This is a genomic window from Vibrio sp. 10N.222.52.C12 (assembly GCF_041474215.1).
Classification (GTDB): Bacteria; Pseudomonadota; Gammaproteobacteria; order Enterobacterales; family Vibrionaceae; genus Vibrio; species Vibrio crassostreae_C.
Map to the genome: position 1 here is coordinate 53,839 of NZ_JBFRTR010000008.1, position 26,558 is coordinate 80,396.

Here is a 26,558-nt window from a genome sequence, read left to right on the forward strand (position 1 = left end):
TTCCCGTGAAATTGATTTTCCGGATTTAATATTCTGATTTATGATCGCATGCATTCTAGGGGGGACAAATGTCCTCCTTTTTATTTGGAGAGGCGCAATAAAATAGGTGCCACTAAAACAAATAATAAAGGACACATCTATGGACCTATTCGCTCTACTTGATATCAACAATACTTTAGTCAATATCCCAATAGGGGATGGCTACGCAATGAGCTGGATTGAAGCATTCGGCACCGTGTTTGGTTTGTTGTGTATTTGGTTTGCAAGCCAAGAAAAAACCATTAACTACCTGTTCGGATTGCTGAATGTCAACTTATTCGCGGTTATCTTTTTCCAAATTCAGTTATACGGACTGTTACTTCTTCAATTGTTCTTCTTCTGTGCCAACATTTACGGTTGGTACGCATGGACACGTCCTAATGAGCAAGGTGAAACGCTAGAAGTTCGTTGGTTGAGCCAAAATAAACTAGTAGCAACGGCCGTAGCGTGTGCGATTTCTATTGCTTTGTTAACTATGTACATCGACCCATTCTTTTTTGCGCTAGCAAACATCGCGGTAGATAGCTTGAATCTATTTGGTGCGGATTTAGCGGAGCCAGTGCTTGAACCGGATGCGTTCCCATTCTGGGATGCCACGATGACCATTCTATCTATTGTTGCTCAAGTTCTTATGACACGTCAGTATGTTGAAAACTGGATACTGTGGATTGTGATTAACATTATCAGCGTTGGTATTTATGCGACGCAGGGTGTGTACGCAATGTCTGTTCAATACGCAATCTTAATGTTTATTGCGGCAAACGGTACTCGTGAGTGGGCACGCACAGCTAAACGAAACAGTGATAAATCGTTAACTCAAGCAACGGCTTCTTAGGAGTGAAGATGGCAAAGCAACCTCATATCTGCGTTGATGAAACGCAAATTGCTCCGTTAGTTATTGTTTGTGGTGAGCCAGATAGAGCGAATCGAATCGCTAACTTGCTTGAACATGCTGAACTGGTCTCTGAAAACCGTGAATATCGAATCTTCACTGGTCAATATCAAGGTAAAGCGATATCGGTTTGCAGCACGGGCATTGGTGCACCTTCAATGATCATTGCGGTAGAAGAGCTTAAGTTTTGTGGTGTGACTCATATTGTCCGAGTAGGGTCTGCAGGCGCAATGCAGTCACATATCGGGCTTGGTGAGCTAATTATTGCAGAGGGCGCGGTTCGTGATGAGGGGGGGGCTGCGGCTTACGTTAAACCGTCGTATCCCGCTTATGCAAGCTTCTCCCTGCTCAAAGAGCTAGATGGGTTCTTGCAGCAGCAGTCAACACCTTACTATTTAGGAACAGTGCGCTCACACGATAGCTTTTATACCGATGATGAACAGGCGCTTTGTCAGTACTGGAATGGCAAAAGCATTTTAGGTGCAGACATGGAAACATCCGCGTTGTTTACCGTTGGACGCTTGAGAGGGCTTAATGTAGCTTCTATCTTGAACAATGTTGTCTTGTACGAACAAGATGTAAAGGAGGGCGTTGGGCAATATGTCGATGAGGCAGAGGTAATGATGCAAGGAGAGCGGCTAGCGTCATTAGCGGCACTGGAAGCATTAATTACTCAATAAGAGCCTGAATAAATGCAAGACGAAAGCGATGGGAGACCGTCGCTTTTTTATTGGGTTCTCTCCTGTGGTTTAAGTGGTTACAATCGTTTGAATATAAACAGCAGTAATGCAATGAGAGAGTAAGTATGAAGATTGCACCATACTCAAGCGGACGCTTTAAAAACTACTTAGAACAAAAAAGCTCTGAATTTAGAGATCTCATCTACCAACACCAAGTTAACTCTCGTTACTTCAATCAAAATGATGAAATCCTACGTCAAGGTGAGCAGCTTCAGTATCTTTATGTAGTGCCCGCAGGAAGAGTCTCTATGAGTATTTCCGCGGCTAATGGGCGACGCTTTCAATTGGGCGAAGTGAATTGTGATTACCATATCTTCGGTGAGATGGAGTTTTTCACGCAGACCCCTTGTCAGTGGAACGTAGTGGCTGATGAACACATGCAAGTTGATGTTATTTGCATTCAGAGATTAGCAGAAGCACTACTTGAAAATCCGGGGATGATGTTCTTCTTTGCCTCTGCATTGGCGGAAGATTATCAAGACTCTATGGGTATTTACACTAACCGTCTTTTACACTCAATTACCTACAATATTGCGTATGATTTATTGGTTCAAAGCGAGACTAACACTGTGTTAGGCGGTTTCGATAAAGTGAATCAAGAAGCAGAACGATTTGGTACATCGAGCAGAGTGTATCGAAGAGCGGTTAAAGACCTATTAGAAAAGGGTTTCATCAGAAAAGGAGACCAAGGGTTAGAAATTGTCGATCAGCGAGCACTGCAAGCTTTTATTGACTCCTACGAATAATAAAAGAGCTTGGCACTTACTTAAATGCCAAGCTCGGTTTTTCAATGTTTACTATTAACTACTCGCATCTATTTATGAGCGACTTTCTCTCAGCAACTAGCCCGTAAGTGTCCGCGCACCATTACCGGCGACTAAGTATTAATCCTTAAGCTTTTGCATACATGAGTGTTCTATAACCACCGATTAAGTTGCGTGCTTTAAAGCCGTTGTTGACGAGTTGGCGATAAGCCACGTTACCACGTAACCCGACTTGGCAGTAGATTACAATCTCTTTGTCTTTTGATAGTTCGTCCATGCGGTGACGCAGTTGGTCGACAGGAATGTTGATTGCGCCTTCAATAAAGCCACCATTTTCTAGTTCGCCAGGGTTACGAACATCGAGTAGGAGTTGGTTGTCGCTTAATGTTGCAATCTCATCGAAATGAATAGGTGTCGCGTCACCTTTAATAATATTGTTGGCAACAAATGCGGCTTGGTTAATCACGTCTTTGGCACTCCCGTAAGGTGGTGCATAGGTTAATTCAAGGTGTTGAAGCTGATCAACGGTCATACCTGCACGTTGAGCTACTGCCATAACATCAATGCGTTTATCAACGCCATCTTTACCGACGGCTTGCGCACCTAGTATTTTCCCTGTCTTAGGGGCGAATAACATCTTGAACGAGACAATCTCAGCGCCAGGATAGTAGCTAGCGTGGCTTGCGGTATGCACATAGACTTTTTCATAGTTGACGCCTTCACGCTTCAACTGTTTTTCGTTTTTCCCTGTTGAGGCAACGGCTAGGTCAAAAATCTTACAGATAGCTGTGCCCTGTGTACCTTGATAGATTTCATTGCGTCCGAGCATGTTGTCGGCAGCCATACGACCTTGACGGTTAGCAGGGCCAGCAAGCGGAACTAGAGTTTGTGCACCTGTGACAAAGTCTTTTTCTTCGACCACATCACCCACAGCGTAGATGCTAGGATCGCTAGTCTGCATCATTTCATTGGTGTAGATACCACCTAGTTCGCCAATTTGAAGTCCTGCTTCTTTTGCTAACTTAGTCTCAGGACGCACACCGATAGCCATGATTAAGATATCAGTAGTTAATGACTCGCCATTATTAAGTGTTAATTCTAATTCACCCTCTATGTGTTGGTGCTTCTCGCTCTCGCCTGAATCAAAACTTGCGATGTGTTCGTTAGGTATATATTTCACAGACTCAAGCGCGACGCCGAGTTTTAGGTCGATGCCTTTGTCACGAATCTCCGCATGGGCAAAGCCGGCCATTTCCCGGTCTACTGGCGTCATTACTTGGTCAGCCATCTCAATCAACGAAGTCTTGATCCCAAGCTGATGAAACGCTTCCATCATTTCCAAGCCGATAAAGCCACCGCCAACAACTGTCGCGTGCTCAGGTTTATTCATTTGGATTGTTTCGATGATGCGATCCATATCTGGAATATTGCGTAGTGAATGGGTGAGGGGGTTATCGATTCCTGAGATGGGAGGAACGACGGCACCGGCTCCAGGGCTGAGTAATAAGAAGTCGTAACTCTCGCTGTAGTGATTACCATCAACAAGATTTTTGACTGTAACGGTTTTATTGGTGCGATCAATAGAGGTAACTTCGTTCATCACTCGTGCGTCAACGTTGAAGCGAGCTAAGAAGCTTTCAGGTGTTTGTAACAGAAGCTTGCTTCTATCCTCGATATCGCCACCTATGTGGTATGGCAATCCACAGTTGGCAAAAGAGACGAATGGTCCTCGTTCAAACATTATGATTTCGGCTTCTTCACTAAGACGACGAGCGCGTGCAGCAGCTGAAGCACCTCCAGCTACGCCACCGATGATTACAATTTTAGTCATACGTTTACCTATTACTGTCTCTAAGTTTAACTATACAAATTGCCGAGCATAGAGCTTGTATCTTCTTAATGATCAGTACTGGCTGGTCGCCGGCGATTGAGTAGTTTTCGAAATACCTAGATACTATAAAGATGTAAATTAGCATTGTCTAATATTTATTTTAAAGCTATCACCTCGGGATTGAGCGTTTGGTCCAAGGGCTGTGATTAGACTAAAGCACGCTAGTAAAGGTAATACGCGTTAGCGAGTCGAGTACAGGTTAGCCAAATTAACTGTCATGAGCATAATGAACAGGATCATGGATGTGCTGACTGATTACGTTCTTCAGATCTTGTTCATACAGATCTAGCCAGGCATAACGCTCGCGATACAACTTACGCTTTTGACGTTTTAGAGCTTCAAGATCTTTCCTGTTCGGGTTTGTCGGGAGACGATAGAAATAGTTATCATGCACCTGTCCATCGTGCTCTTCCCACAGACTGTCGTATTTAAGGCTGATGTCTTTGTTTTTCTTACCGTAGCGTAATGAGTTCGAGACATGACCAGACTCTTTTACCGCATAGATATTGTCGATACCCAAGTTAATAGCGAGCAGTCGTAGTGTTTCTACCATGAAGGATTTAGGTCTTAAACCGTAAAAAGCTTTGGTGAATGTGCGGCTAAATCCATTGTCATTGGCGCCACCCTGTATACCGCCGATGTAGATGTTGTTGTCGAAAACAGTAAACGAAATGGTATACATTTTTTCGAGTTGAGAGTTGGTCAATGAAATTGTCAGTTCACCTTCTTTTCTCGCGTTTCTTTCGAAGCTGAGATTAACCAGATAAACGTTGTCATCTATCTCAAGTTTTAAAAGATTGAGCCTTTCGTTATAGATTTGGTGTCTAGCTTCTGTTGCGAAGGTGTTTTCAAACCAGTCGTAGTGTTTGGATAAGATATCGATCTTTTCTTTATTGCTAAAGCCAGTACATAAGTAGGGAGTCACAAATTTAGAAAGGAAGTTGGGTTGCTTGATAAATAATAACTTTCTCTCTTCAGAGTTGAAATTATTACTCATTTTTCGAGTAGCTGAATAATAAAACAGGGCTCGAATAGTAAACTTAACTATCGCTTTGTACTTACCCTTATTTTTATGGGTATTTGCTTCAATCCCCATGCGAACGACATTCATAATCACCTCAAAGAAGAAGGATTGCTCGAACATAGTCGTGTCATGAACCCTTCCAATAATCTCACCAATAATCTCACCAATAACAAGAAAATGATGATAGTGAAAAAGGTGATTTGGGTAAGTATGGATATGTATAGCTATGTAACTCAATCAGTTACTTAGCGTTCAGATGTTGGACAGATGTGTTTGTCGCTTTAGTGGGGAGGGGTATCAATGTTATTTATTAGAGGCGCTTGCTCCTAAATCAAAAATGCCACTACAAATCTGCAGTGGCATTAGAACGATAACAAACTATCACCTTGCTTAAACCTAAACTTTAGTTCTTATATAAACTAAAGTTCTAACAGTTTAGCCAGTTCACGCTCTTCGAGAATCTCTTCAATGCGTTGACGAGTCTTAGGCGTTTCGGCTTGCGCTTTAGTCGACTTGCCTGCTTTTTTGCTTCGGCTCGTTTTCGCTTTTTCCTTAGTCGTCATCGTAATCTTCCTTGTGTTTTTTGTGTTACAGGTTGCACGTCTCTTTTAGTGCCTTGCCCGCTTTAAATGCTGGCGTCTTTGATGGGGCAATCTGAATCTCTTCTCCGGTTCGCGGGTTACGACCAGTGCGAGCAGCTCGAGAGTTAACTTTAAAGCTACCAAATCCAAGGATCGATACGTCATCACCGTTCGCAAGCGAAGTAGAGATACCTTCAACTAGCGCATTTAGTGCTGTGCCTGCTTGGTCTTTTGAGATGTCTGCAGAAGTCGCGATGTGTTCAACTAATTGAGATTTGTTCATAATCTATATTCCTTATTGAGTACGGCTGGCGTCTACCTTTAGCACCTAGCTTATGCGATCTTATCAACAGCAATTGAAATAATGTCAGTGAGCGGGTAGAGCTTTGTAAAGTAACCAACAGAATTGACTATAAAAGCATCTGTCGGTTCAATCAATGCAATTCATTGATTATTATTGGTTTATAGACATGTTGCCCAAATTTACTTGAGAAAAGAGCATTAGGGTTGCCCGTTCGATTCATAATCCAAATCGAAGCTGTCATCTATCACGTTGATAACGAAAGAGTAAAAACAAAGAAGCCCAGCTTAATTGCTGGGCTTCATGTTGTGCTGTCAGAGCGATTTGTTAATTCAGAACTATTTAGTAATAAAAATTTGTTCTGTTTCTAGTGATGTCATCGTGCGAACTTGACGCCAAATGTAGTAGAAAATACCTAACATCATCAGCATGCTTGGGATGGCGATTGCTGGGTAGCTGTAAAGTGTCAGCTTGCCAAGTTCTTCATTAAAGGCAGCGGTGCCAGCAGGGCTAGTCACAATCCAAGTCGCTAGGAAGTAGTTCATAGCTGAAGAAAATGCGAAAGTACTCGCGAATAGGTAGTTGGATGTCATTAGACAACGATCAAACTTTGCTTGGTTACCGAACTGCTTTAGGCGCTCTTCAATAAGAGAGATATTTAACAGGGCCGGTGTGAAGATAACTTTCTGGATAAACGGGTAGCGGGTGAAGGTTGAGCCAAGAACCGCCAAACCAATTAGACCAGGGATTAATGCTTCTTTTAGTGCTAACCAACGAGTGTCTAGCTCGAAGAAACCAATACCGCCCGTCAATAGCACGCTTACAAAGCCGAGCGCAGCGATGAAGTTGAACTTCTTATTGCGGATTAACTCCATGCCACCGTAAGCAATAGGGAAGGCTAGTGCGACAAGTAATGCTAAGCCTGTTCCGAGATGCTCATCTCCACTGAACTTCATTAAAATGAATGAAGGAAGAAAGACGTTAAACACGACTTCGAAAAGAGGACTCGATTTTTTGTTTTCTGTGTTACTCATAATTTCTAAATACATTATGTTATGGATTTATTCTCAGGGATTGTTGTTTAACTCGCCCAAGATGTAAAGCCTTAAGGCGTCATGCTGTGTAACGACATGTGACATCAACGACATCTCTGAGCCTATATAACGCTCAATTTAATACTTTGTGAGGGATGTTTATCTGGCCGACTTGGGGAAATCGAGTGGAAATTTTGGTTTAGTTTATTCAAACCTAATTCAGTTTATTGCGTTGTCGCGTACTCTCACTCACATTCACCGCTCTTAAACGATTGATGAATGTGAAATGAGGCAGAACAGAAAGGAAGAGTTATAAGCCCATTATTCGTCGAAAAGTAGGTTAAAGCTCAAAGGGATTTGGTCGGAAATCGCTAATCCACCCACGGTCGCTGAAAGTTTGTTTAGATTCTCTGTCGATATCCCAAAATCAGCGCCATTGACGATGATTGTTGAAGCTGAGCTAACCATGACAAACCCTGAGGATGGAACCACCACAACTGGGAAGTCGATCGTTTTGGTTACGCCGTGTAAAGTAACTTCCGCTGCTACTGTTGTTCTTTTTGGATCACCAGATAGCATCGACGGTTCAACCTTCCCAGAGATCTTCACTTCAGGAAAAGTCATCGATTCAAAGTAGAGTTCATTCAGTCTCTGGTCACGAATAGCGACTCCGGTGCTCACGCTTTTCAAGTCCAATACTATTGAAAACTGGCCCTCTTCGGTAAGCCCTCCAGACATAGGTTTGATGGATGCGGGCTCGACAACAAACTGCTTTTTAATGGTCGCGAATGTGATGTTCGATAACTTCGGATCTAATGTGTAGCCCGACTCCGCGAAAGATTGAGCGGAGATAACGGTGCATAGGAGGCCGAATGTAGAGATTAGTTTTTTCATAAGTTGTCACCAGATTGATGAATTCACAGGTTTACGTTCTTGAGTCGTACGTTTTTAAAATGACTTTTTGGAAAGAGTGATTGAGAGAAGCTTAGTTCAGCATTCGAAAAATTACCGCAGGAAAAGAAGAGCGTCGCTGTATTACTGGAATCATGATCGACGAAGTGACGTATTTATTTTTAGTTATGTTATAACACAACCAAAATCACTCTTGCCAAGAATAATTATTCTGTTGGTAAAAGGGAAGCGATGAGCATGTATCAAGGAGACGACGTAATGAATGCCGTGTTAACCAAGCCTTTGGCTACCAATAGCAGCCAGCCACTCAACATTAGTTCAGCTGTGAGTATTCAGGATAAGGCAAATCACAAGCCAAGCTTGAGTGCTTCTGAGCAGCCAACGGTATTAGCGGAAATCTACCAAAGTGATATTAATATAGCGGTATGGCAGCGACAGTTTGATGAAGGCTTAACGACGGCAATTAGTGAATTTATCGCCTTGAATCCAAACTTTAGTAAGTCTGTTAGCGTGTCACCTGATAATGCTTTCGATAAGTTGGAATTTGCTACCGATGGCACCGCCTCTAAAGCGCTATTAGAAAACATGGCAGAGCTGGTGGATATGTTCTGTTGTTTGTTTGAGCTTGAAGAAGTCGGATTGCGTTTAGCCGTTCTGAATAAAGCGATGTGCCCACGTTTCCATTTTGATCAAGTGCCTTGCCGCTTGGTGACAACTTATCATGGTGTTGCGACTCAATGGTTGCCAAACGACTTAGTCGACCGTTCTAAGCTAGGGCTAGGGGCTAACGGAAAGCCTGATTCTGTTTCAGGCCTGTACAACGACGAATCTGACATCCAGAAAATGGCCAGTGGTGATGTTGCGTTATTAAAAGGGGAGCGTTGGAGTGGCAATGAGAATAGAGGCCTTGTTCACCGTTCACCAGTCACTTCATCTGACGAAACACGATTGCTGTTAACGTTGGACTTTGGTTGATCAACTTTTGACTACTTTGTCCGCAACCTGTTTCTATTCAGACGTTCAACTCATTTAAATACCTTCCTAATGATCTAACGGTATAGCGCGATCTGTGCTGTTATTATTCTCAAACAGAGACACTCATCAGCTGACCATGTTTAGCACATTAATTCAAAATTTAGAGTTTACCATTCTCTAAATCAATGGGTTACGATGCGTGCACTTACTCACATATATCAATATTTCAGTTCCTCATCGGTTTCTTAATTTATTTTAAAGCGTAAAATATATCCCGCTTGCAAACCGCTTTGGCAATCAATTTGTTCGCCACGGTTTATTACTTCCAAATTATAGGTTTCCTATGTTCAAGAAACTCTCGCTTAAAAATAAGCTGGCGATTTCAGCCAGTATGGCCATTATCCTGGGGGGGATTTTGGTCGAGGCATTGTCTTTTCGTGCTTCACTGCAAAGGTTGGATATTGAAGTTGAACAGCGCTTAGAGGGCGCATCGGCTTCGTACAATCAATATGTATCGGATTGGATCTTATCCAAAGAGCGTGCGCTTACTTCTCTTTCGAAAGAGTCCAAACAAGAAAGCTTGGTGACTCATCTAAAACAGGTTCGTGACTCAGCTTCTTTTGATAATGTCTTCTTGGCATTTCCTGATGGTTCGCAAAAGAACGCGAACGGAGTAGTACTGCCGCCGGGCAATGATGATCCCCGTTTATGGGGGTGGTACACCAATGCGGTTGCGAACCCAAGCAAGGTGTTCATGGATAACCCAACGGTTGCTGCAGCAACTGGGGCGAACGTTGTTTCATTAGGAACAGCAATGCAACTGCATGGGCAACAGGTTGTGTTGGGTGCTGATGTAGAAATTACAGACATCTTAAACAGTCTAGAGCAGGTGATTCTTCCTGGTGAAGGTTACATGTTCATCGCGACCAACAAAGGCACGGTTTATACGCACCATGACACTAAGTTACTGAACAAGAATATCAGTTCACTTGGGTTAAATTTCTCCGATGTACAAAAGGCTCTGACTAGCGGTAAAGACACTTCTATCGAGCTGAATGGCAGCGACTATGTTCTGTACGCACGTGCTATTGACGGAACGAGCCTGATTACAGTGAGTGTTGTTAATCATGACTCTCTGGTTGCACCGTTATTTGATGCAGTGATTGGTCAAGTTTTAGTGACACTGCTGGTCGTCATTGTATGTACCATACTGTTTAACCTGTTGTGTACGATTCTATTCCGCCCGTTGAACCACGTTTCTCAAGCACTGGCGCAAATCGCGAATGGTAGTGGTGATTTAACTCAACGCATTCATGTTGAAAACCAAGATGAAGTGGGCGAGTTGGCTCATAACTTCAATACCTTTGTTGGAAGCTTACAGCAGTTGATTGGCCATATCCGTGGGCAGTCAGAACAGCTAAACAGCCAGTCAGAGCAAAGTGCTCAGCGTGCGAACCGTTCGGTGGATGAGCTTAATCATCAGCAGCAAGAAATAACTATGGTCGCGACGGCCGTAACTGAAATGGCGAGCGCCACGCAAGAGATAGCATCGCATGCCGAGCAAACAGCAAAAGCGGCGCAAGATTCAGCGACAAGCACTAACAGTGGTCACGCTCTGGTTGTGGATACCAAAGGTTCAATCAATAACCTAGCCAATGAAGTTAATGAAGCGGGTAGTGTGATTAGCGAACTTAACAAGCATGCTCAAGAGATCTCGACTGTACTCGCAACGATTCAAGGCATTGCAGAGCAAACCAACTTACTTGCTTTGAATGCAGCGATTGAAGCGGCTCGTGCTGGTGAACAAGGTCGTGGATTTGCTGTGGTAGCGGATGAAGTACGTGTGCTTTCACAGCGTACCCACTCTTCAACGGAAGAGATCAAATCAACAATTGATATCCTGCAGCGTACAACGGCGCAAGCGGTTGAGCTGATGGAGAGCAGTTCTAAGTTGGCAATACATTCAGTAGAAGATGCCGATCGAGCTTCGCATGCGCTTGAAGAGATCAATACTGCAGTTGCTTTGATCAGCGATATGGCGACTCAAATCGCGACGGCTGCTGAAGAGCAAACACATGTGACGGGTGAAATTACCCAGAACGTGACGACCATTAAAGATGTTACCGACCACTTAGTTGTGGGCGCACAGGACAGCTTAACTGAGTCGAACGAACTTAAGAGCCAAGCCGCTGGCTTAAGTGACAAAGTGGCGACTTTTAAGCTTGCTTAACTGGTTCGCTCACTGATGCCTGATCAGTGAGTGCACGTTAAGCAATAAGCCAAAGCGACGTAGATTACGTCGCTTTTTTTGTATTTGTGAGTAATCGAATTCTTTACTAATCTACTTCTGAAAACTCTTTCAGCGCACTCATTGCAGCTTCTGCTTTGTCTTTTTGAACGAAGATGTGGTCGTGATAGTAGCCCGCAACCACGTTAGCGCTAATGCCGTAAGAGCCAAGCTTTGTCGCAAACGCCGCCGTTAATCCAACCGCTTCAAGGCTCGAATGTACCGATAAAGTGATAAGGCTAAATACACCGTCGAAGTTTAGCTGAGCTTTGGTCGCAACGTCTTCTTCCAGAACCAGCGTTAAACCTTCTTTCTCACGAAAAGTTGAGATTGGATTGAGCTGAACATAGTCTGTTAACGCTCCGTCGACAGTACAGAAAACATAGTTGCCTTCAATGAGTTCTGGTGACATGGACTTTAACAAAATGTCTAAATCGGTAATGGCAGTCATAGTCAGTTTCCCTGCGTTAATAAGCTAATTGATGATGTATGCAGTCACGATAGAAGCAACTGACAGTTAAGTAAAATTAATGATTTTAATTCTGCATCAGTTTTACTAATGGCAAGTTTTCCTCCTTAGTGATGGCATCGTACTTCTACCAACTTGTCGATTGTTCCATCTCGTCAGATAAATGGTCGATAAAGGCTCTTAACAGCGGTGTGACTTGTTTACGCGTTCCATAAATAGCATGAACACCGAGCGTTTTAGGTTGCCATTCAGAAAGCAGTGGCACTAATAGACCATCACGCATCAAGGTTTCCACTGAAGGGAAGGGCAGTAAACAGATACCGTTGCCTTTGAGTGTGGCAGAAAGCAGAACCTCTGAGGTGTTTGCACTGATATTCCCTTTAATCGGAACCGATTCGAGCCCATTGGGGCCATTGAACGTCCAAGCGGTTTTGCCAAAGTAACTGAACGATAAACAGTTGTGGTGCGCTAGATCTTGGGCTTCTGTGGGTGTGCCTTTCTCTTTTAGATATTGAGGCGATGCGCAAATCACGGAGCGGCATTCACCGATCTGCTTCGCGACAATATTGGGCGTCAGTTCGTTGGTTATGCGAATGGCCAAATCGATGCGTGACTCAACCAGGTTGACGGTCTGATCAGTCGAGATAATGTCGATAGAAACCTCTGGCCATTTGGCGATGAAGCGACTAATTGATTCCATCAAGAAGCTATCGACAATCGAGTAGCTCGCAGTAATACGCAGCTGACCTTTTAAATGCTCTCGGTTTTGGTTTCTGATCCCAGCTAGGGATGTTTCCAGTGCCAAAAGTTCTCTGGCGACCTCAAGTGTTTCTTTACCTGCGCTGGTTAAACTCAAGCTTCGTGTTGTTCTGTGAAGCAAGCGTGTGTCCATCCATGTTTCTAACTCACCCAAATAACGAGTGACCTTGGTTCGTGATAGATCAAGGTGCTCTGCCGCTGCGCTCAAACTGCCACGTTCCACTATGGTGACAAAGACATTCATTGCCTCGAGTTTATCCATTGTTTTATTGCCTAGAGAATTAAACCGACCTCAGTATATGTCCGAAAACTGCAATAGTTAAAGTCAATTTGATATCTATTTCATCTAAAAACAATCAAATAAGATATTTGGAAATTCAACGAGTTGGCAGGTGTTCAACTCCAAGTATCGGAATAAAGCCATGAATACGTTATCGAAAAACCTGTTATTAAAAAGCATGCTTTTAGGAACCATAAGCCTAGGAACCGTGCTGGCATCAAGTGTTGCTTTAGCTGTGGATCTGAACATCACTCACTATAACCCCGGTGAGAACGCGATATTCCCTGCAAGCTCGGTATTGGTTTCGGGTGAGAAAGAAGTGATTCTATTTGACGCACAATTCAGTGTCGCAGACGGACAAAATTTGGTGGAGCAAATCAAAGCTACAGGCAAAAAATTATCGATGGTTTACATCAGCAGCGGCGACCCAGATTACTACTTTGGTTTGGAACCGATAGTTTCGGCATTTCCTAACGTTAAAGTCGTTGCCAGTGAAGCCGTTGTCGCGCATATCAAACGCACCAAAGATGCAAAGCTTGAATACTGGGGGCCTATATTAGAAGGCAACGCGCCCTCTAAGGTGATTGTTCCAATGGTGATGAACGACACAACATTAAGCATCGAAGGTGAAACCATCGAAGTGAAAGAGATAAATACACACCAAGCTTACCTATGGGTTCCGTCTGAAAAAACGGTGTTTGGTGGCGTGTCGGTGTATAGCGGTGTGCATGTATGGATGGCAGATACTGCATCGAAAGAGATTCGTAGCCAGTGGTCACAATCGTTGGAGCGTATGAAAGCACTAGAGCCAGAGGTTGTAATTCCGGGTCACTATTTAGGTGAAATGCCAACAGGAATAAATGCAGTTCACTTCACGAAGGATTATGTGGCTGATATTGAAAAAGCGTTGGCGGGCAAAAGTAATCCAACATCGGTCGAGATCAGTGATTACATGAAGAAAGCCTACCCGAAATTTGAGGCTACGGAAGGCGATTTAGAACTTGGCGCGAAAGTGCTAAGCGGCGAGATGGCTTGGCACTAGAGTTGATTATCTCGGTTGTGTCCCAGAACAGTCTGAAGATTGTATGCTAGATTTATTGGTGATACACAACTGGAGATATCGATGATCTGGCTTTCAGTGAAAGTACTACAGATTGGACTTGTCTATGGATACAGGAAGTATCAAAAAACGAAAAGAGCTCCAGCTTAGGAGCTCTTTTTTTGTTTCGGAGAGACGACTTTCTATTTCAAGTGAGAAAGAAAATCAGCATTTACCCGCTTTACAGTTAGTAGTCAGATTAGCCTAGTAGCCAGATCCGCCCTGCAACTCAATATCACCAATAAGCGAAAGTATGTTGAAAATAGAACCCATTACTCCTCACATCGGCGCTCGTATTCACGAACTAGAGCTTTCTACATGCAGTGCTGATGAACTCGATAAGGTGTATCAGGCACTTATTGCCCATCAAGTGATCTTTCTCGACGGGCAGACTTTGTCTCCAGAACAACACTTGATGATTGCACAGCGCTTTGGAACGTTAGAACCTGCACATCCTTTCTTCCCTCGCGTGGAAAGTGCGCCACAGGTGAGTGTGATTGAAACAACCCGTGGCAATGCGCCAAAGGAAAGTTATTGGCATACCGACTTAACGTGGCGCAGCTTGCCGTCGAAAGCTTCCCTGTTGCATGCTCAACACATTCCAAGCATTGGTGGTGACACTATCTGGTGTTCTATGACTGCGATTTTTGAATCTCTACATGAAGATATGAAAGCTAAGTTGAGAGGGTTGTCGGCGACTCATTCGCTTGTGGCCTTTGAAGGTATAGAATCAGAAGACATTGATCTCGATTGGCACAAATCCTTGATTAAAACAGCACAGGAGAATCCGCCAGTGGTTCACTCTGTTGTTCAAGTTCATCCTGAAACGGATAAAGAAACGCTCTGTATCAATGAACAGTTTACTCGTTATATCAACGAACTCGACCGCAAAGAGAGTGATGTTTTACTCAGCCAACTGTTTGAAATTGCGAGACGCCCTGAGTTTCAAGTTCGTTTCAAATGGGACAACGGCTCAATGGCGATCTGGGATAACAGGGTAACGCAACATTACGCAGTGATAGATTACGGGGATACTCCAAGAAAAATGCATCGAGTAACAGTGACATAGCGGTAAGCTGAACACAGTTATCAAAAGAACACCGCGCATGCCCATCCCTGAACCATGCACTCGTACTTAAATTTAAGCGTCAGCAGGGTGCATCATTCATCTACGCTTAATAATAAAAACAAATGCGTTGGTACATATTTGATTGAAACCTCACTGCTCGGACGTGATGTGTAATATAATCGGCGCCAAAATATAAGTATAAAAACCAAATCATAGAATTAATAAACGTCAGGGCTTAGAGAGCAAAGTATTTCGTATGAACGCGATTCGTAAAGTTTACCAGTACGCAGAACCGAATTTAACCCTCGTGGGTTGGATGGGCTTTGTCGGCTTCCCAATTTACTACATTGTGTGGGAGTTTTTGTTCCCGCAACCCTACGAAAACTTAGCGCTTCGCCTGTTTTGCTCGGTATTGTTCTTTGGCATTATATTTCGCAATCGCGTCCCATTTGAATGGCGAAAATACCTTCCGGCTTATTATCAAGTTGCCGTAACTATCTGTTTGCCAGGTTTCTTCTTCTACATGCTGCTAATGAATAATTGGTCCAACGTTTGGGTTATGTCATTCATGTCGGCTATTTTCCTCCATATTTTATTGGTGCACGTGACGAGAGTGATGTTTGCACAAACCTTTGCCGGTATTGGGATTGCTACCTTGTGCGCTTGGATTGCACAAGGCTTCTACCTCGAACTCACAATGGATTGGACGCATGTGCCAATCTTTTTGTTTATCTACTTATTCGGCAACTTGTTCTACTTCCGCAATCAGGTGGAACATGAAAACAAGGTGTCATTGGCGAAGTCTTTTGGTGCGGGTATTGCCCATGAGATGCGAAACCCTCTAAGCGGATTACTTACCTCTATTGATGTCATGCAGTCCATATTGCCGAACCCTAAAAGTGGCGATCAAAAAGGGCAATATGCGTTAAGCAATGAAGAAGTGATTCAGTTGCGTGAAGTGGGCGATGAAGCGATGGAGATCATTCATTCCGGTAACGAAACGATAGATCTGTTACTGACTTCAATTGATGAAAACCGAGTCTCTCGATCTACGTTTAAGAAGCATTCAGCGCAAGCGGTGGTTGAGGATGCGATAGACAGTTTCAATTACAAGCGCTCTGCTGATAAGTCAGCAATCTCCTTGGATGTGCAGAGTAACTTTGAGTTCTTGGGTAGCGACACCTTGTTGAAATACGTCATGTATAATCTGTTCAAGAATGCGTTCCATCATCGTAGCCCTGAAGATTTTCATATTCATGTCACCATGTTCAGTGATGAAGTGACGAACCAGATAATGGTGACGGATAACGGCTCTGGTATTTCGAGCGATATCATTCGTCGTATTTTCCAAGACTTTTACACCACAGGCCAGTCGGGTAATTACGGTTTAGGTTTGCCATTTTGTCAGAAGGTCATGCGCTCGTTTGGTGGTGAGATTAAATGCCAGTCTGAAGTGGATCAATGGACACAGTTCACGATGATTTTCCCATCTTTGACTTCCAATTCGGTAGAGGAAATCAAGAGCGAACTGACTAAGCTCAAGACGGTGCTGATGATCAGTGATCAGACAGTGCCTTCCAATAAAATGACTGAAATCTCTCGCTTTATGGGTTTTGACCTCCAGATTTTGGATGTGGCGTCAGCGCTACAGAATAAGGAATATCAGTTTGAGTTCGACTTGATTTTCGTTGATATGGAGAGCTTGGATTTAAGAGCCAATTGCCTCGATAGGATTGAATCGTTACTTTCGTTTACTGAGGCGCGAATCATTTACTTGTATGAGCGTCATCTTATCAAGCGTGTACGTAACATTTCTTTCGAGCCTATTTGGGTGGAAACACAAGTCTGGCTACTGAATACTAAAGCGACCATTGACCGTTTACTGTTTGACTCCAACTGCGTGATGCCATCGGTTGCTGTAAAACCGCTAGAGGCCACCACTAAACGTACGATTATGGTGGTCGATGACAATGAATCTCTACGCCGATTTACGGCAATGTTATTGGAAAAACAGGGCTTTGATGTTGTGCAAAAAGAAGACGGACAACAAGCCTTAGATGCGCTTGATACCGACGAAATCGACTTGATCCTAATGGATATTGAAATGCCAATCATGGACGGTGTTGAAGCTTCTCGCCGAATTCGCAGTGCCGACAAAGAATACTCTTCGGTGCCGATTATTGCTCACACGGGTGACAGTTCTCCCGTTACCTTGGAAAAGATGGAATCATCAGGCATGTCGGACTTTATTGTTAAACCTGCCGATAAAAACCGACTGTTTGATAAAATTGCTCACTGGATTTAGCGGGTGTAATAGTCTGAAGTTCACGGCCATTGGGTAGACATAGATTCAAGAAAGAGCTCAGCGAATTGCTGGGCTCTTTTTGTATCGCGACATGATAGCATCCATTCAGTCCTGCCGTTGGTGTTGGTTATAAATATGGTTCGAAAAAGGTTACACGAACTCTAACTCGGGGTGATGGTACGCTTCGTGACAAACCGTGAGCACATGGTCAATGTCTCTTGGTGTCATATCGGCATTCACTGAAAAACGGATGATGTTTTTGTTCTTGCCCGTCGCGGGGCGGCAGAATACCGCACCGAACACATCACGTTCTTCTAAGAAGTCTCGCACACGCTCCGTGTTTCTTTCATTGCCGCACTCTAGCGCTACAATTTGAGACTCACTGCGGATATTAAAGCCAATTCGCTTTAGCCCCGTAGTCAGCGACTTAGCCCGATTGAATAAGGCTTCTCGTTTGTCTTCCGCACCTTTGATCACCTCCAACGTTTTCTCTAAACGAACCACTTCTTGTGGTAACACTGTTGAGCTAAAAATCGCAGGGTACGCCACAAACGGCAAGGTTTTAGACAGTTGTTTAGGGCCAAGGATTGCCCCAGCGCGATAAGCAAAGGTTTTTGCCAAGCTAACGGTGATGAAGTCGACTTGGTTGGTGAGCCCCAATGCTTGCACTAAGCCTGCACCATTCTCTCCATGTGTACCCAGTGAATGGGATTCATCAACGACGACCGCACAATCAAACTCTTGCGCCATTTCGTAGATGTCGCGTAGTGGGGCGATGGTGCCGATTGTGCTGTAAATCGAATCGACCACAATAACGCCGGAGCCGTGGCGCTCTAGCTGTTTGCGCAGGTGATTCATATTGTTATGCATAAACGGGTGGGCGAGGGCGCCTGCAGCGCGAATGCCTTCCCATAGCGACATGTGTGCAAAGAAGTCAATGTACACAGGTGTGCCCGGTGGGCAGATGGTTTGCAATAGCCCAATATTAGCAGCCCAGCCAGACTGAGAAAGCAAACAGCTCTCCATTCCGACATAGTTCGCGAGCTCAGTTTCAAACGCAGGTTTAGACTGCTCATCTTGTAAGAAAATTGCAGACATCACTACGTTGTCATCTTGTTCGACAATCGCCGCTTGATGGGCCTCTTGGATCGGTTTGTTATGTGACAGCGCTAAGTAATCATTGCTCTGCATCACAACGGAATTACGCTGGGGGCGTTTACCCAATACTAAATGCTTCTGGCTTTGGTTCTGGGTAATCAGGTCTTGAATATAGAAGTTCAAGCGTTCTTCGATAAAGGAAGGTAGTGGTTTGTTTTTTGTTTTATCACTCATAATAGTTCTCTTCAAATACAGGAAAACGCCAGCGCTGACGGCTGTATATTGACGATAAAAAGTGATGTGTCATTAGCCAAGTTGCATAATTTTGTGGGTGCTTGCAAACTCAGCATTTAAGGGTTTTGAGGCGAGTGGGTTTCCTTACGGTTCGGGGCTTTACCCGAATTAAGATAGGAATAATAGCCTTCTTTTTTATGACAAAAGGCTATTAGAATTCGGCATTCGAAGGCATTTAAAAAAGCGGATTTTGAAAGGCTACGTGCTACGTGCTACGTGCTATTAGCTGTGAATATGGATAAGCTCGATTAAGGCATCCAATTGCTGCTTGGCTCCACCCTCTAACGAATACCCAATATTGATGCGTAAGCAATTGCTGTAAAGGTCGAGAGTGCTGAACAGGTGTCCAAGCCTAATATCAATGTTCTTCTCGGTAATGCCCTGAGCAAAGGCTGACTGGTTCAAGCTTGGGATTTGCAGCCAAAGCACCATGCCACCTAGTGGATTACTTATCTTCACATCTTGAGGAAGGTGCTGAGCCAAATAACTTAGGTATTGTTGGCGCAAAGACAAGATCTGAGTGCATCTTCTCCTCACGTGCTTAGCGTATTGGCCAGATCCAATAAAGTCAGCAACCGCAAGCTGAGTGGGCAGGGCAACGCTGTAGCTCGCAGCTGAGAACTGAGCCTTGTATTCGTTGATAAACCTGCCCGGCAAGCACCATCCCAAACGGTAACTCGGTGACAAACTTTTCGATACTGATCCACACCATAAGACAAAACCGCCTTTGTCGTAGTATTTCGCGGGGAGCGGCGTGTGTGAGGAGTAGGACAGTTCCAGATACACATCATCTTCAATGATCGGCACTCGATAGTGATTCGCTAATTCAGCCAGTTTCTGCTTTTGAGTGGCTGACATGTTGATCCCTTGAGGGTTCATATGAGAGGTACAAAAGATCGCGGCATCGACTTGTTTATTTTTCAAATGCGCTTCCAGTTGTTGCAAGTCGACACCATCATCTAGAGACGGGATCTCGATGATTTTTCGCGACATTTGTCCGAGCAATTCCAGAATACCGTTGAAACATGGCGAGCTAATAGCGATGGTGTCGCCTTCTTTAGTGCAAGATTCAAGTGCGGCCTTAATCGCAGACATACAGCCAGCCGTAATCACCATCTCTTCAGGTGAAAAGTGCACATCGAGCTTGGCAAAATGAGTGGATAATGCCTGTCGTAAAATCGGCTCACCTTGTGTATCTGGGTAATGGTTAAGCCTGTTGCTCATACGCCTAATAGCGCGACGAAAACTTCGTTCCAGTTCAACGATCGACTGCTCATCATTAGTGGTGCTCGAAACCCCTAAAGGCCCATTGATTGAGTTGTGAGTCGATGAGGTTTGCCTAACGCTGGACACCTTACTCTCAAACTGTGCCCACTCTGGGGTTGAGTGAGCAGGTTTATGAGGAGAAACAAAATATCCCGCTTGCGGTCGAGAATGAATCCAACCTTGTGATTCCAGTTTTTGGTAGCAGCTCACCACGGTCGACATGCTGATCGCCTGTTGCTTGGCGCTACTTAGTCAGTTATGGCTTTGTGTTCGGTGTGGGTATCTGGGGTATGGCTTCATGGTCGATCACTGCTGGTTTATCGTCTGGGCTTTCATCGGTCTTGCTTTCAACCAACGTATTAATCGGCATGGCGGTTGGCGTGTGGTTGTTCAAGGAGAGTGCTTCTATTCGTAAATTATTGGGTGCGATGCTAGCTATGTGGGCATTGGCGGTATTGGTATCTGCAGCTACGGGTAATGTCACCGTTAATGGCGTGATCTTGATTATGATTGCGGCGTGCAGTTGGACCTTGATGGGCGTGATTGTTAAGGCCTCGAAAACCACTCAAGCTTTTGCGTTCAATGTCTGGGGGATGCTGTTTGCTCCAGTGCCATTTGCCGTGATGTTACACGGTGACCAAATAATCTGGCAGGGCATCGAACAATGGGATTGGAACACGACGATTGCGGTGCTGTTTCAAGCTTACCCAACCACGCTATTTGGTTATTGGGTATGGAATAAGCTGCTAATCCAATACCCTTTAAGCACGACCGCGTCGTTAACCTTGTTAGTGCCTATCTTCGCATTGATTAGCGGTTACTTTATGTATGATGAGGTGCTGTCTGTGGCTCAGGTTGTTGCATCAATACTGTTTCTTGTCGGGATTGGTTTGATTGTGAAACCTGCGAATACAACGAATACCAAAGCGACACAAACACTTGCTGAACAAAAATGATTTAAGAAAGCTGATATTGCATGAGCAGCTTTGAATGACAAATAAGACCTCGCACTTGTGAGGTCTTATTCTATGTCGAAGAAGTGAAGTTATTTAAATAACCAACTTACTAAGCAATCAACTAACCATACACGCAAGTAACTGGCTCTCAAGATCATCGTCTATTTCTAGACCGATCATTTCTATTCTGATTTCGATACACTCATCGAGTTCTGATTCCGTCAAGCCATCCTCTGTTAAGTTGTAACCGAAAACCTCAAAAGAACATAGGCCTTTATAAGTGAATTCGAATTAAATTCTGAAATGATACAAATCTTATATTTAATAACGCTTATTTAGTAACCTTTGTTGAGTCCCATATCAAATCAAGTGGCTGATTTTATTGGGTATCGGAGAAAAGTCTCAAAAATTATTATTTAGTTCGCTAAAGTTTTAAATTCTATTAATGGTTATTTGTATGGAATATAACTCCATTTCGTTACTGTTGAGTAGATGGTTTTTAGCTATATATGTGAAATTTGAAGCGAGTTATCTTTCTGATTTGAAAGAATAATTAAATAGTTAAGATAAAAAAGTTGGCGAAAATCAGAAGCTTGGCATACACTTTCCTTGTAAATGACCTTATCTCATTGATTGAATAGGGTAAATGCTTTGGCGCTACTGGCGATGGTAGCAATGTTTAACATAGCTTTGAGGAAAGTTTTATGGCACTCACGAAGGCCGATTTGGCTGAGAACCTGTTTGAGACACTCGGATACAGCAAGCGGGATGCCAAGGAAACGGTGGAAGTGTTTTTCGAAGAAGTTCGTAAAGCGCTCGAAAATGGCGAACAGGTAAAACTGTCTGGTTTTGGTAATTTTGATCTTCGCGAGAAAAACGAGCGACCTGGTCGTAACCCGAAAACTGGTGAAGACATTCCAATTTCTGCTCGACGTGTTGTTACTTTTAGACCGGGACAAAAACTAAAGGCCCGTGTCGAAAATATTAAAATCGAGAAGTAGCCAAGCAATAGACCACGCCTAGCGTGGTCTTTTTGTATCTGCATAGAGTTTAAGCTAAACGCATTTCTTTAATTTTTAGTAACCTTTCTCAAACTCCATCTATTTACTGTCCGGTAAGAACTTGCTTTAGATGCGAAAACAGAGGCTAGGCCTCTGACTTTGAATCTTCACTCTAAAGGGCTTGTTGAACCTTACTTGCGATGTCTTCAGACACCCAAGGCTTCCATACCTGTGGTGAGCTTTCTAGAAAGTAATACATGGCTTCTTCGGCGTCGGCTTGGTTGTCTTCCATCCAGGCCAGCAACTCACTCATTTGTTTATTGGTAAAACCACGCTTTTCAAAGTATTGGTAGGCAAGAGGTTCGTTATTAGCAAAGGCTTCTGTGGTGATTGTGTGAACCGGTGCTGGTGGATACATGGTCACTTTAGGAGATTCACAATCAGGTTGTGTCGTACAGTTACGGAATTCCTCAATGTCAGTACCACTTCCGAAATCAACCTTCACCATTTCATACTTACCTAGCACAGGCGTAGGCGACCAGTAATATCCAAACCATGCTTTTTTGCGTTCGTAAGCTTTCGCTATCGTACCTGCTAAAGCGGCGCCTGAGCCGGAATCAACCATTTCAAAATTGTGATCTTCTAACTTAAGCGCATCGAACAGGTGACCGGAGGTAATCTGACAAGTCCAACCCGCAGGGCAGCTATAAAACGCAAACTTCTCATCATCTTCTGGGTGTTCAAACAGCTTTGCGTTTTTAATCACACCTTCAATGGTTGTAAGCTCTGGGTACTGTTCAACAAGGTAGTTTGGTACCCAGAAACCTTCTTCACCGCCGTTGACCAAAGACTTGCCCGCGTAACGTAGACGCTTATCCGCAACACCCTTATCCAACGCTTCTTTGATGCCATTAGTCCAAAGCTCTGGCGCAACATCAGGTTGACCTTTTTCAATCATTGACGTGCCCGTAGGGACGCTATCACCGGGGATTAAGTCCGCTTCACAGCCGTAGCCGTTATTCAAAATGAATTGGTCGACATGAGCAATAGGCTCGCCGAGTTCCAGTTCATGTCTGCAATGGTGATCTTTCCGCATTCGTCAGCACTAGCGTGTACAGAAAACGCAGCAAGTAGCGCGATGGAAAGCATGGATTTGTTATTCTGCATTGACGTAATTCCTTTTCTTGTCAGAAGCTTATTCGCTATAGAAACAGAAATGTTCGACGGAGAAAAGAGACTGAGATCTAAATTTAAACGATCTGATTATTTGGGATAGGAAGTGGAGAGGCTACTCAACAAGTACTAAAAAGGGCTGCGAGTGCAGCCCTTGTGATGTTTATTGGAATAGCCTATCTATGTGTTAAGCCGCTTTAATGTGCGTTGTAATGTACGGTTGCCATGCTTGTTGGTAAAGCTCTAAAGATTGGCGTCGTAGGCTATTGATTTGTGCCGCTTCGATATCGTTGATTGGGCGATGTTCTGCAATTGCGTGACGCTCAATACCTTGGATAATTTCGTACAGCTCGTGCTCAGGACCACTTTTCACATCAGCAATCGCTTTTAAGTGAAGTTGAACCTCTGCAATGATGTTGGTTTTAGGCAAACGAACCAACAAGTTAAGGTCACGGTAACCAGAGTCAGCCGGCGATTTAAACTTATTTTTCAGCTTAACAACGTCTGCTTCACGGCTTAGCGCTTCGTAAACTTCAACCAAGCTCTCTACATCGTTCGCGATGATAGTTGCACGGGCTAAGTCGGTAATTTTTGTCACATCACCATCAAGCTCAAGGGCGATTTTTTCTTCTGCGCGAGCTTGAGATTTAACGCCAGCAAATAGCGCTTCAGAATTGGTGAGTAGGGCAGTACTTTTACAGATAGTTTCTAGTTCAGCTTGGCCTTGATGCGCTTTGCTGTACAAAATATCGAAGTCGGTGTAAGGCTGAGTCGGGCGTGAGTCGAAGGCTTTGATGCCGTAAAGGCCGCTCAAACTATGACGGAATACGTTTGAAGATACTTGGTTTTGCGCAGGAGTGCGCGTTTGATCTGTTGAACTTGTTGAAACAGGTGCTGCTGCGAATGCAGGCGCTCGGCTCAATACCAAAAGCATTAGGGCCGTCGTACGGAGAAATACACTCATTCAAACTCCAAAATACAAGGTTACAAAAAACGGGTAGTCAAAAGGGGTAACCAGTAACGCACAAGAGTAAAAACAGCTTAACTAAACTCACTACATATTTAATGGGGCTAGCTAAGACAGAAACCAACTCTAACGTTTAATATTGCTTTAAAATGTGAAGATATAGACAAATAATCCAACCGTTAGTTCCGCAATTATCAGAACTTTGAACTTAGCCAGTTTCTGATTTTATCGAAATCAATTTAGTACTTTAAACCAAGCTAAGGTTGCTCTTACCTCTCTATACTGTACCCTTGCATTATGACTGTTTAACATGAACGAAAGATGAATAATCCTGAATTTTGGCACAATAAATGGGCAGCCAACCAAATTGGTTTCCACCTCGAAGATGTAAACCCACTTCTGATTAAATTTTGGGAAAATACTGAGCCTAGCTACGAGAAGAGTGTGTTTGTTCCACTTTGTGGCAAAAGTGAAGATCTGATTTGGCTAGCTTCAAAGCATGAAGATGTTCAAGGTGTCGAGTTAAGCCAGATTGCGGTTCGCGCATTTTTTGCAGAGCACCTTTATACCCCGACTGTGACTCAAATTAGCGGTCAGCACGAGCTCTACCAATTCGATGAACTGAACATCTACACGGGCGATTACTTTTCAGCGCCAATCCAACCTGTCGATACCATTTATGATCGCGCGTCTTTAGTCGCATTGCCTGAAGAGATGCGAGTGCAGTACGTAGAGCGCTTAAAACAACTGCTGAAACCGGGCGGTAAGATCCTTCTGGTGACTCTGGATTATGATCAAAGCGAGATGGCGGGGCCTCCGTTTAGCGTACCTAAGTTAGAGATTGCTCAATTGTTTGCAGGATACAAAATTACATTGTTGAATCAAGATATAGCGAACGATGAACATCCGAAGATTGCCAAAAAAGGCTTGTCTCGATTTAGTGAAGAAGTGTACTTGATTGAGTCAGACGCTTAAGCGCAGTGAGCTCTCTAGCGAAAAGACCGCTTCAATAAAAAAGACGGGCTCGATAGCCCGTCTTTTTTATTGCTCAGATTTGAAGTCGTGATTGTTCAGATGCGAGAACGTAATGGTTCAGATCTGAGTTAGTCGTTACCAATTAGTAGTCATTAGCTAGAAAATAGTAATTAGCAGCTAGTAAATCACTTTTACTTTTGACGCGCTCTCAATTGCATCTTCAATCGCTGTCTCAGTGCTGTTACGACGAGTAAGCGCCACACCTAAACGACGGCGACCATCGATATCAGGCTTACCAAACAGGCGAACTTGTGTTTGTGGTGCGTCTAGCGCCTCTGTAAGACCTTCAAAACGAATGTTAGTTGAAGTGCCTTGGCCTAGAATAACCGCTGATGCACAAGGGCCGCATTGCGTGATGGATTTGATCGGCATACCCGTAAAGGCTCGTACGTGCAGTGCGAATTCCGATGAGTCTTGAGACATCAATGTTACTAGGCCTGTATCGTGTGGGCGAGGGGATACTTCGTTGAAGATAACGTGATCGCCTTTAACAAACAGCTCGACACCAAAGATACCGTGGCCACCTAGTGCATTAACCACTTGTTCAGCCGTGTATTGCGCGGCTTTAAGTGCGTTGTCTGACATCACTTGTGGCTGCCATGATTCGCGGTAATCACCGTCTTCTTGGCGGTGACCGATAGGCGCACAGAAGTGAACACCGTCGACTGCGCGAACGGTAAGTAGCGTAATTTCGTAATCGAAGTCGATGAAGCCTTCAACGATTACACGACCCGCGCCAGTACGACCGCCTTCTTGTGCGTAGTCCCAAGACTTTTGAATGTCTTCCTCCGTTTTGATAACGCTTTGGCCTTTACCTGAAGAGCTCATTACTGGCTTAACAACGCAAGGCATGCCCACGAATTCAACAGCGGCAGCAAAGTCTTCAAAGGTGTCTGCAAAGCGGTAAGGAGAAGTGCTCAGCTTTAGCTCTTCTGCCGCTAGACGACGGATACCTTCGCGGTTCATCGTTAGCTTGGTCGCATTCGCAGTTGGAACGACATTTAAGCCTTGCGCTTCTAGCTCTACCAACTTGCTGGTGGCAATAGCTTCAATTTCAGGAACCACATAATCTGGTTTTTCAAGTTCAATGACTGCTTGCAGTGCATCGCCGTCTAACATGTCTAATACATGGCTACGATGTGCAACTTGCATTGCGGGTGCGTCTGCGTAACGGTCACATGCAATAACTTCCAAGCCTAAACGTTGGCACTCGATAGCAACTTCTTTGCCGAGTTCACCTGAACCTAATAGAAGTACACGAGTAGCATTTTCACGAGTAGCAGTACCAAACATAGAAATTCCTTCCGATCTTTTGAACGATTGATTGAAAACGGGGTGATCATACTT

At 44.0% G+C, this 26,558-nt stretch carries 21 protein-coding genes and 4 pseudogenes; 11 read left to right on the forward strand and 14 right to left on the reverse strand.

Features of this window, described 5'->3' with window-relative positions; genetic code table 11:
* Nucleotides 1-139: 139 nt before the first annotated feature.
* The 3 genes from pnuC to AB4623_RS01365 all read left to right on the forward strand — a co-directional run bounded on the left by pnuC (nucleotide 140) and on the right by AB4623_RS01365 (nucleotide 2,417).
* The gene (gene pnuC / locus AB4623_RS01355; protein ID WP_372145569.1) at nucleotides 140-874 is read left to right on the forward strand and encodes a nicotinamide riboside transporter PnuC; all 735 of its coding nucleotides are present in this window, start codon (nucleotides 140-142) and stop codon (nucleotides 872-874) included.
* 8 nt (nucleotides 875-882) lie between these two features.
* Entirely contained in the window at nucleotides 883-1,611 is a 729-nt protein-coding gene (locus AB4623_RS01360) for a nucleoside phosphorylase (protein WP_372145571.1), read from the forward strand.
* A gap of 125 nt (nucleotides 1,612-1,736) precedes the next feature.
* Nucleotides 1,737-2,417, forward strand: a complete 681-nt coding sequence (locus AB4623_RS01365; RefSeq protein ID WP_372145573.1) for a Crp/Fnr family transcriptional regulator — start codon at nucleotides 1,737-1,739, stop codon at nucleotides 2,415-2,417.
* Between the two features lie 145 nt (nucleotides 2,418-2,562).
* On the opposite strand, the gene AB4623_RS01370 is transcribed toward AB4623_RS01365, so the two are convergent.
* The 6 genes from AB4623_RS01370 to AB4623_RS01395 form a co-directional block, all read right to left on the reverse strand.
* Nucleotides 2,563-4,266: an FAD-dependent oxidoreductase gene (locus AB4623_RS01370; protein WP_102427791.1), complete on the reverse strand. Its 1,704-nt coding sequence runs from the start codon at nucleotides 4,264-4,266 to the stop codon at nucleotides 2,563-2,565.
* Nucleotides 4,267-4,534: 268 nt separating this feature from the next.
* The gene (locus tag AB4623_RS01375) at nucleotides 4,535-5,437 is read right to left on the reverse strand and encodes a VirK/YbjX family protein (protein ID WP_133151375.1); all 903 of its coding nucleotides are present in this window, start codon (nucleotides 5,435-5,437) and stop codon (nucleotides 4,535-4,537) included.
* 332 nt (nucleotides 5,438-5,769) lie between these two features.
* Complete coding sequence (locus AB4623_RS01380) at nucleotides 5,770-5,913, reverse strand: hypothetical protein (RefSeq protein ID WP_372145575.1); 144 nt, start codon at nucleotides 5,911-5,913, stop codon at nucleotides 5,770-5,772.
* Between the two features lie 25 nt (nucleotides 5,914-5,938).
* The gene (locus AB4623_RS01385; RefSeq protein WP_065584244.1) at nucleotides 5,939-6,214 is read right to left on the reverse strand and encodes an HU family DNA-binding protein; all 276 of its coding nucleotides are present in this window, start codon (nucleotides 6,212-6,214) and stop codon (nucleotides 5,939-5,941) included.
* Between the two features lie 356 nt (nucleotides 6,215-6,570).
* The gene (locus AB4623_RS01390) at nucleotides 6,571-7,266 is read right to left on the reverse strand and encodes a VC0807 family protein (RefSeq protein WP_017059114.1); all 696 of its coding nucleotides are present in this window, start codon (nucleotides 7,264-7,266) and stop codon (nucleotides 6,571-6,573) included.
* A 321-nt stretch (nucleotides 7,267-7,587) separates the two neighbouring features.
* Nucleotides 7,588-8,160, reverse strand: coding sequence for a YceI family protein (locus tag AB4623_RS01395; RefSeq protein ID WP_229647247.1), 573 nt, complete (start codon nucleotides 8,158-8,160; stop codon nucleotides 7,588-7,590).
* 276 nt (nucleotides 8,161-8,436) lie between these two features.
* On the opposite strand from AB4623_RS01395, the gene AB4623_RS01400 reads away from it, so the two are divergent.
* On the forward strand, nucleotides 8,437-9,153 hold the full coding sequence (locus AB4623_RS01400) for a DUF1826 domain-containing protein (RefSeq protein ID WP_102427793.1): 717 nt from the start codon (nucleotides 8,437-8,439) through the stop codon (nucleotides 9,151-9,153).
* Nucleotides 9,154-9,496: 343 nt separating this feature from the next.
* Entirely contained in the window at nucleotides 9,497-11,383 is a 1,887-nt protein-coding gene (locus tag AB4623_RS01405) for a methyl-accepting chemotaxis protein (RefSeq protein ID WP_372145577.1), read from the forward strand.
* 106 nt (nucleotides 11,384-11,489) lie between these two features.
* Here the strand turns inward: AB4623_RS01405 and AB4623_RS01410 are convergent, their stop codons facing one another.
* A complete protein-coding gene (locus AB4623_RS01410; protein ID WP_017069835.1) occupies nucleotides 11,490-11,891 on the reverse strand; it encodes an ACT domain-containing protein in 402 nt (133 codons plus the stop codon).
* Nucleotides 11,892-12,036: 145 nt separating this feature from the next.
* Nucleotides 12,037-12,930 (reverse strand): LysR family transcriptional regulator, encoded by an 894-nt coding sequence (locus AB4623_RS01415; RefSeq protein WP_017059121.1) that lies wholly within the window; start codon nucleotides 12,928-12,930, stop codon nucleotides 12,037-12,039.
* Nucleotides 12,931-13,090: 160 nt separating this feature from the next.
* Here AB4623_RS01415 and AB4623_RS01420 point away from each other — a divergent pair, with 160 nt between their 5' ends.
* The 3 genes from AB4623_RS01420 to AB4623_RS01430 all read left to right on the forward strand — a co-directional run bounded on the left by AB4623_RS01420 (nucleotide 13,091) and on the right by AB4623_RS01430 (nucleotide 17,421).
* Nucleotides 13,091-13,990 (forward strand): Vmh family MBL fold metallo-hydrolase, encoded by a 900-nt coding sequence (locus AB4623_RS01420; protein WP_372133245.1) that lies wholly within the window; start codon nucleotides 13,091-13,093, stop codon nucleotides 13,988-13,990.
* Between the two features lie 310 nt (nucleotides 13,991-14,300).
* Nucleotides 14,301-15,116, forward strand: a complete 816-nt coding sequence (locus AB4623_RS01425; protein ID WP_372145579.1) for a TauD/TfdA dioxygenase family protein — start codon at nucleotides 14,301-14,303, stop codon at nucleotides 15,114-15,116.
* 256 nt (nucleotides 15,117-15,372) lie between these two features.
* Nucleotides 15,373-17,421, forward strand: coding sequence for a response regulator (locus AB4623_RS01430; protein WP_372145580.1), 2,049 nt, complete (start codon nucleotides 15,373-15,375; stop codon nucleotides 17,419-17,421).
* A 150-nt stretch (nucleotides 17,422-17,571) separates the two neighbouring features.
* Here the strand turns inward: AB4623_RS01430 and cqsA are convergent, their stop codons facing one another.
* Together cqsA and AB4623_RS01440 are read right to left on the reverse strand one after the other, a co-directional pair.
* Entirely contained in the window at nucleotides 17,572-18,753 is a 1,182-nt protein-coding gene (cqsA, locus tag AB4623_RS01435; RefSeq protein ID WP_372145582.1) for an alpha-hydroxyketone-type quorum-sensing autoinducer synthase, read from the reverse strand.
* Between the two features lie 282 nt (nucleotides 18,754-19,035).
* Nucleotides 19,036-20,322 (reverse strand): annotated as a pseudogene (locus AB4623_RS01440) (PLP-dependent aminotransferase family protein); the annotation flags it as partial.
* Between AB4623_RS01440 and AB4623_RS01445 the strand changes: the two are divergent.
* Nucleotides 20,313-21,035: pseudogene (locus AB4623_RS01445) on the forward strand (DMT family transporter); the annotation flags it as partial. The pseudogenes AB4623_RS01440 and AB4623_RS01445 sit on opposite strands and share 10 nt — an antisense overlap.
* A 117-nt stretch (nucleotides 21,036-21,152) precedes the next feature.
* Here AB4623_RS01445 and AB4623_RS01450 read toward each other — a convergent pair.
* A pseudogene (locus tag AB4623_RS01450) lies at nucleotides 21,153-21,290 on the reverse strand (GTP-binding protein); the annotation flags it as partial.
* Nucleotides 21,291-21,739: 449 nt separating this feature from the next.
* Here AB4623_RS01450 and ihfA point away from each other — a divergent pair.
* Complete coding sequence (gene ihfA / locus AB4623_RS01455) at nucleotides 21,740-22,036, forward strand: integration host factor subunit alpha (protein WP_004734853.1); 297 nt, start codon at nucleotides 21,740-21,742, stop codon at nucleotides 22,034-22,036.
* A gap of 172 nt (nucleotides 22,037-22,208) precedes the next feature.
* On the opposite strand, the pseudogene AB4623_RS01460 reads toward ihfA, so the two are convergent.
* Together AB4623_RS01460 and AB4623_RS01465 are read right to left on the reverse strand one after the other, a co-directional pair.
* Nucleotides 22,209-23,203 (reverse strand): annotated as a pseudogene (locus AB4623_RS01460) (ABC transporter substrate-binding protein).
* A gap of 193 nt (nucleotides 23,204-23,396) precedes the next feature.
* Nucleotides 23,397-24,173 carry a RelA/SpoT domain-containing protein gene (locus AB4623_RS01465; protein ID WP_017059130.1) on the reverse strand — a complete coding sequence of 259 codons (777 nt, stop codon included), beginning with the start codon at nucleotides 24,171-24,173 and terminating at the stop codon, nucleotides 23,397-23,399.
* Nucleotides 24,174-24,497: 324 nt separating this feature from the next.
* Here AB4623_RS01465 and AB4623_RS01470 point away from each other — a divergent pair, with 324 nt between their 5' ends.
* Complete coding sequence (locus AB4623_RS01470; RefSeq protein WP_372145584.1) at nucleotides 24,498-25,151, forward strand: thiopurine S-methyltransferase; 654 nt, start codon at nucleotides 24,498-24,500, stop codon at nucleotides 25,149-25,151.
* A 177-nt stretch (nucleotides 25,152-25,328) separates the two neighbouring features.
* On the opposite strand, the gene purT is transcribed toward AB4623_RS01470, so the two are convergent.
* On the reverse strand, nucleotides 25,329-26,504 hold the full coding sequence (gene purT, locus AB4623_RS01475) for a formate-dependent phosphoribosylglycinamide formyltransferase (protein WP_372145586.1): 1,176 nt from the start codon (nucleotides 26,502-26,504) through the stop codon (nucleotides 25,329-25,331).
* Between the last annotated feature and the right edge of the window lie 54 nt (nucleotides 26,505-26,558).

What these genes read in the sequence shown, in the direction of transcription:
- AB4623_RS01415 (WP_017059121.1), bottom strand. Translation starts at nt 12,930, where the DNA reads ATGGATAAACTCGAGGCAATGAATGTCTTTGTCACCATAGTGGAACGT.
- AB4623_RS01365 (WP_372145573.1), top strand. Translation starts at nt 1,737, where the DNA reads ATGAAGATTGCACCATACTCAAGCGGACGCTTTAAAAACTACTTAGAA.
- AB4623_RS01465 (WP_017059130.1), bottom strand. Translation starts at nt 24,173, where the DNA reads ATGAGTGTATTTCTCCGTACGACGGCCCTAATGCTTTTGGTATTGAGC.
- AB4623_RS01400 (WP_102427793.1), top strand. Translation starts at nt 8,437, where the DNA reads ATGAATGCCGTGTTAACCAAGCCTTTGGCTACCAATAGCAGCCAGCCA.
- AB4623_RS01375 (WP_133151375.1), bottom strand. Translation starts at nt 5,437, where the DNA reads ATGAATGTCGTTCGCATGGGGATTGAAGCAAATACCCATAAAAATAAG.
- AB4623_RS01385 (WP_065584244.1), bottom strand. Translation starts at nt 6,214, where the DNA reads ATGAACAAATCTCAATTAGTTGAACACATCGCGACTTCTGCAGACATC.
- AB4623_RS01395 (WP_229647247.1), bottom strand. Translation starts at nt 8,160, where the DNA reads ATGAAAAAACTAATCTCTACATTCGGCCTCCTATGCACCGTTATCTCC.
- AB4623_RS01390 (WP_017059114.1), bottom strand. Translation starts at nt 7,266, where the DNA reads ATGAGTAACACAGAAAACAAAAAATCGAGTCCTCTTTTCGAAGTCGTG.
- AB4623_RS01405 (WP_372145577.1), top strand. Translation starts at nt 9,497, where the DNA reads ATGTTCAAGAAACTCTCGCTTAAAAATAAGCTGGCGATTTCAGCCAGT.
- AB4623_RS01380 (WP_372145575.1), bottom strand. Translation starts at nt 5,913, where the DNA reads ATGACGACTAAGGAAAAAGCGAAAACGAGCCGAAGCAAAAAAGCAGGC.
- AB4623_RS01420 (WP_372133245.1), top strand. Translation starts at nt 13,091, where the DNA reads ATGAATACGTTATCGAAAAACCTGTTATTAAAAAGCATGCTTTTAGGA.
- AB4623_RS01470 (WP_372145584.1), top strand. Translation starts at nt 24,498, where the DNA reads ATGAATAATCCTGAATTTTGGCACAATAAATGGGCAGCCAACCAAATT.
- AB4623_RS01370 (WP_102427791.1), bottom strand. Translation starts at nt 4,266, where the DNA reads ATGACTAAAATTGTAATCATCGGTGGCGTAGCTGGAGGTGCTTCAGCT.
- ihfA (WP_004734853.1), top strand. Translation starts at nt 21,740, where the DNA reads ATGGCACTCACGAAGGCCGATTTGGCTGAGAACCTGTTTGAGACACTC.
- pnuC (WP_372145569.1), top strand. Translation starts at nt 140, where the DNA reads ATGGACCTATTCGCTCTACTTGATATCAACAATACTTTAGTCAATATC.
- purT (WP_372145586.1), bottom strand. Translation starts at nt 26,504, where the DNA reads ATGTTTGGTACTGCTACTCGTGAAAATGCTACTCGTGTACTTCTATTA.
- cqsA (WP_372145582.1), bottom strand. Translation starts at nt 18,753, where the DNA reads ATGAGTGATAAAACAAAAAACAAACCACTACCTTCCTTTATCGAAGAA.
- AB4623_RS01410 (WP_017069835.1), bottom strand. Translation starts at nt 11,891, where the DNA reads ATGACTGCCATTACCGATTTAGACATTTTGTTAAAGTCCATGTCACCA.
- AB4623_RS01430 (WP_372145580.1), top strand. Translation starts at nt 15,373, where the DNA reads ATGAACGCGATTCGTAAAGTTTACCAGTACGCAGAACCGAATTTAACC.
- AB4623_RS01360 (WP_372145571.1), top strand. Translation starts at nt 883, where the DNA reads ATGGCAAAGCAACCTCATATCTGCGTTGATGAAACGCAAATTGCTCCG.
- AB4623_RS01425 (WP_372145579.1), top strand. Translation starts at nt 14,301, where the DNA reads ATGTTGAAAATAGAACCCATTACTCCTCACATCGGCGCTCGTATTCAC.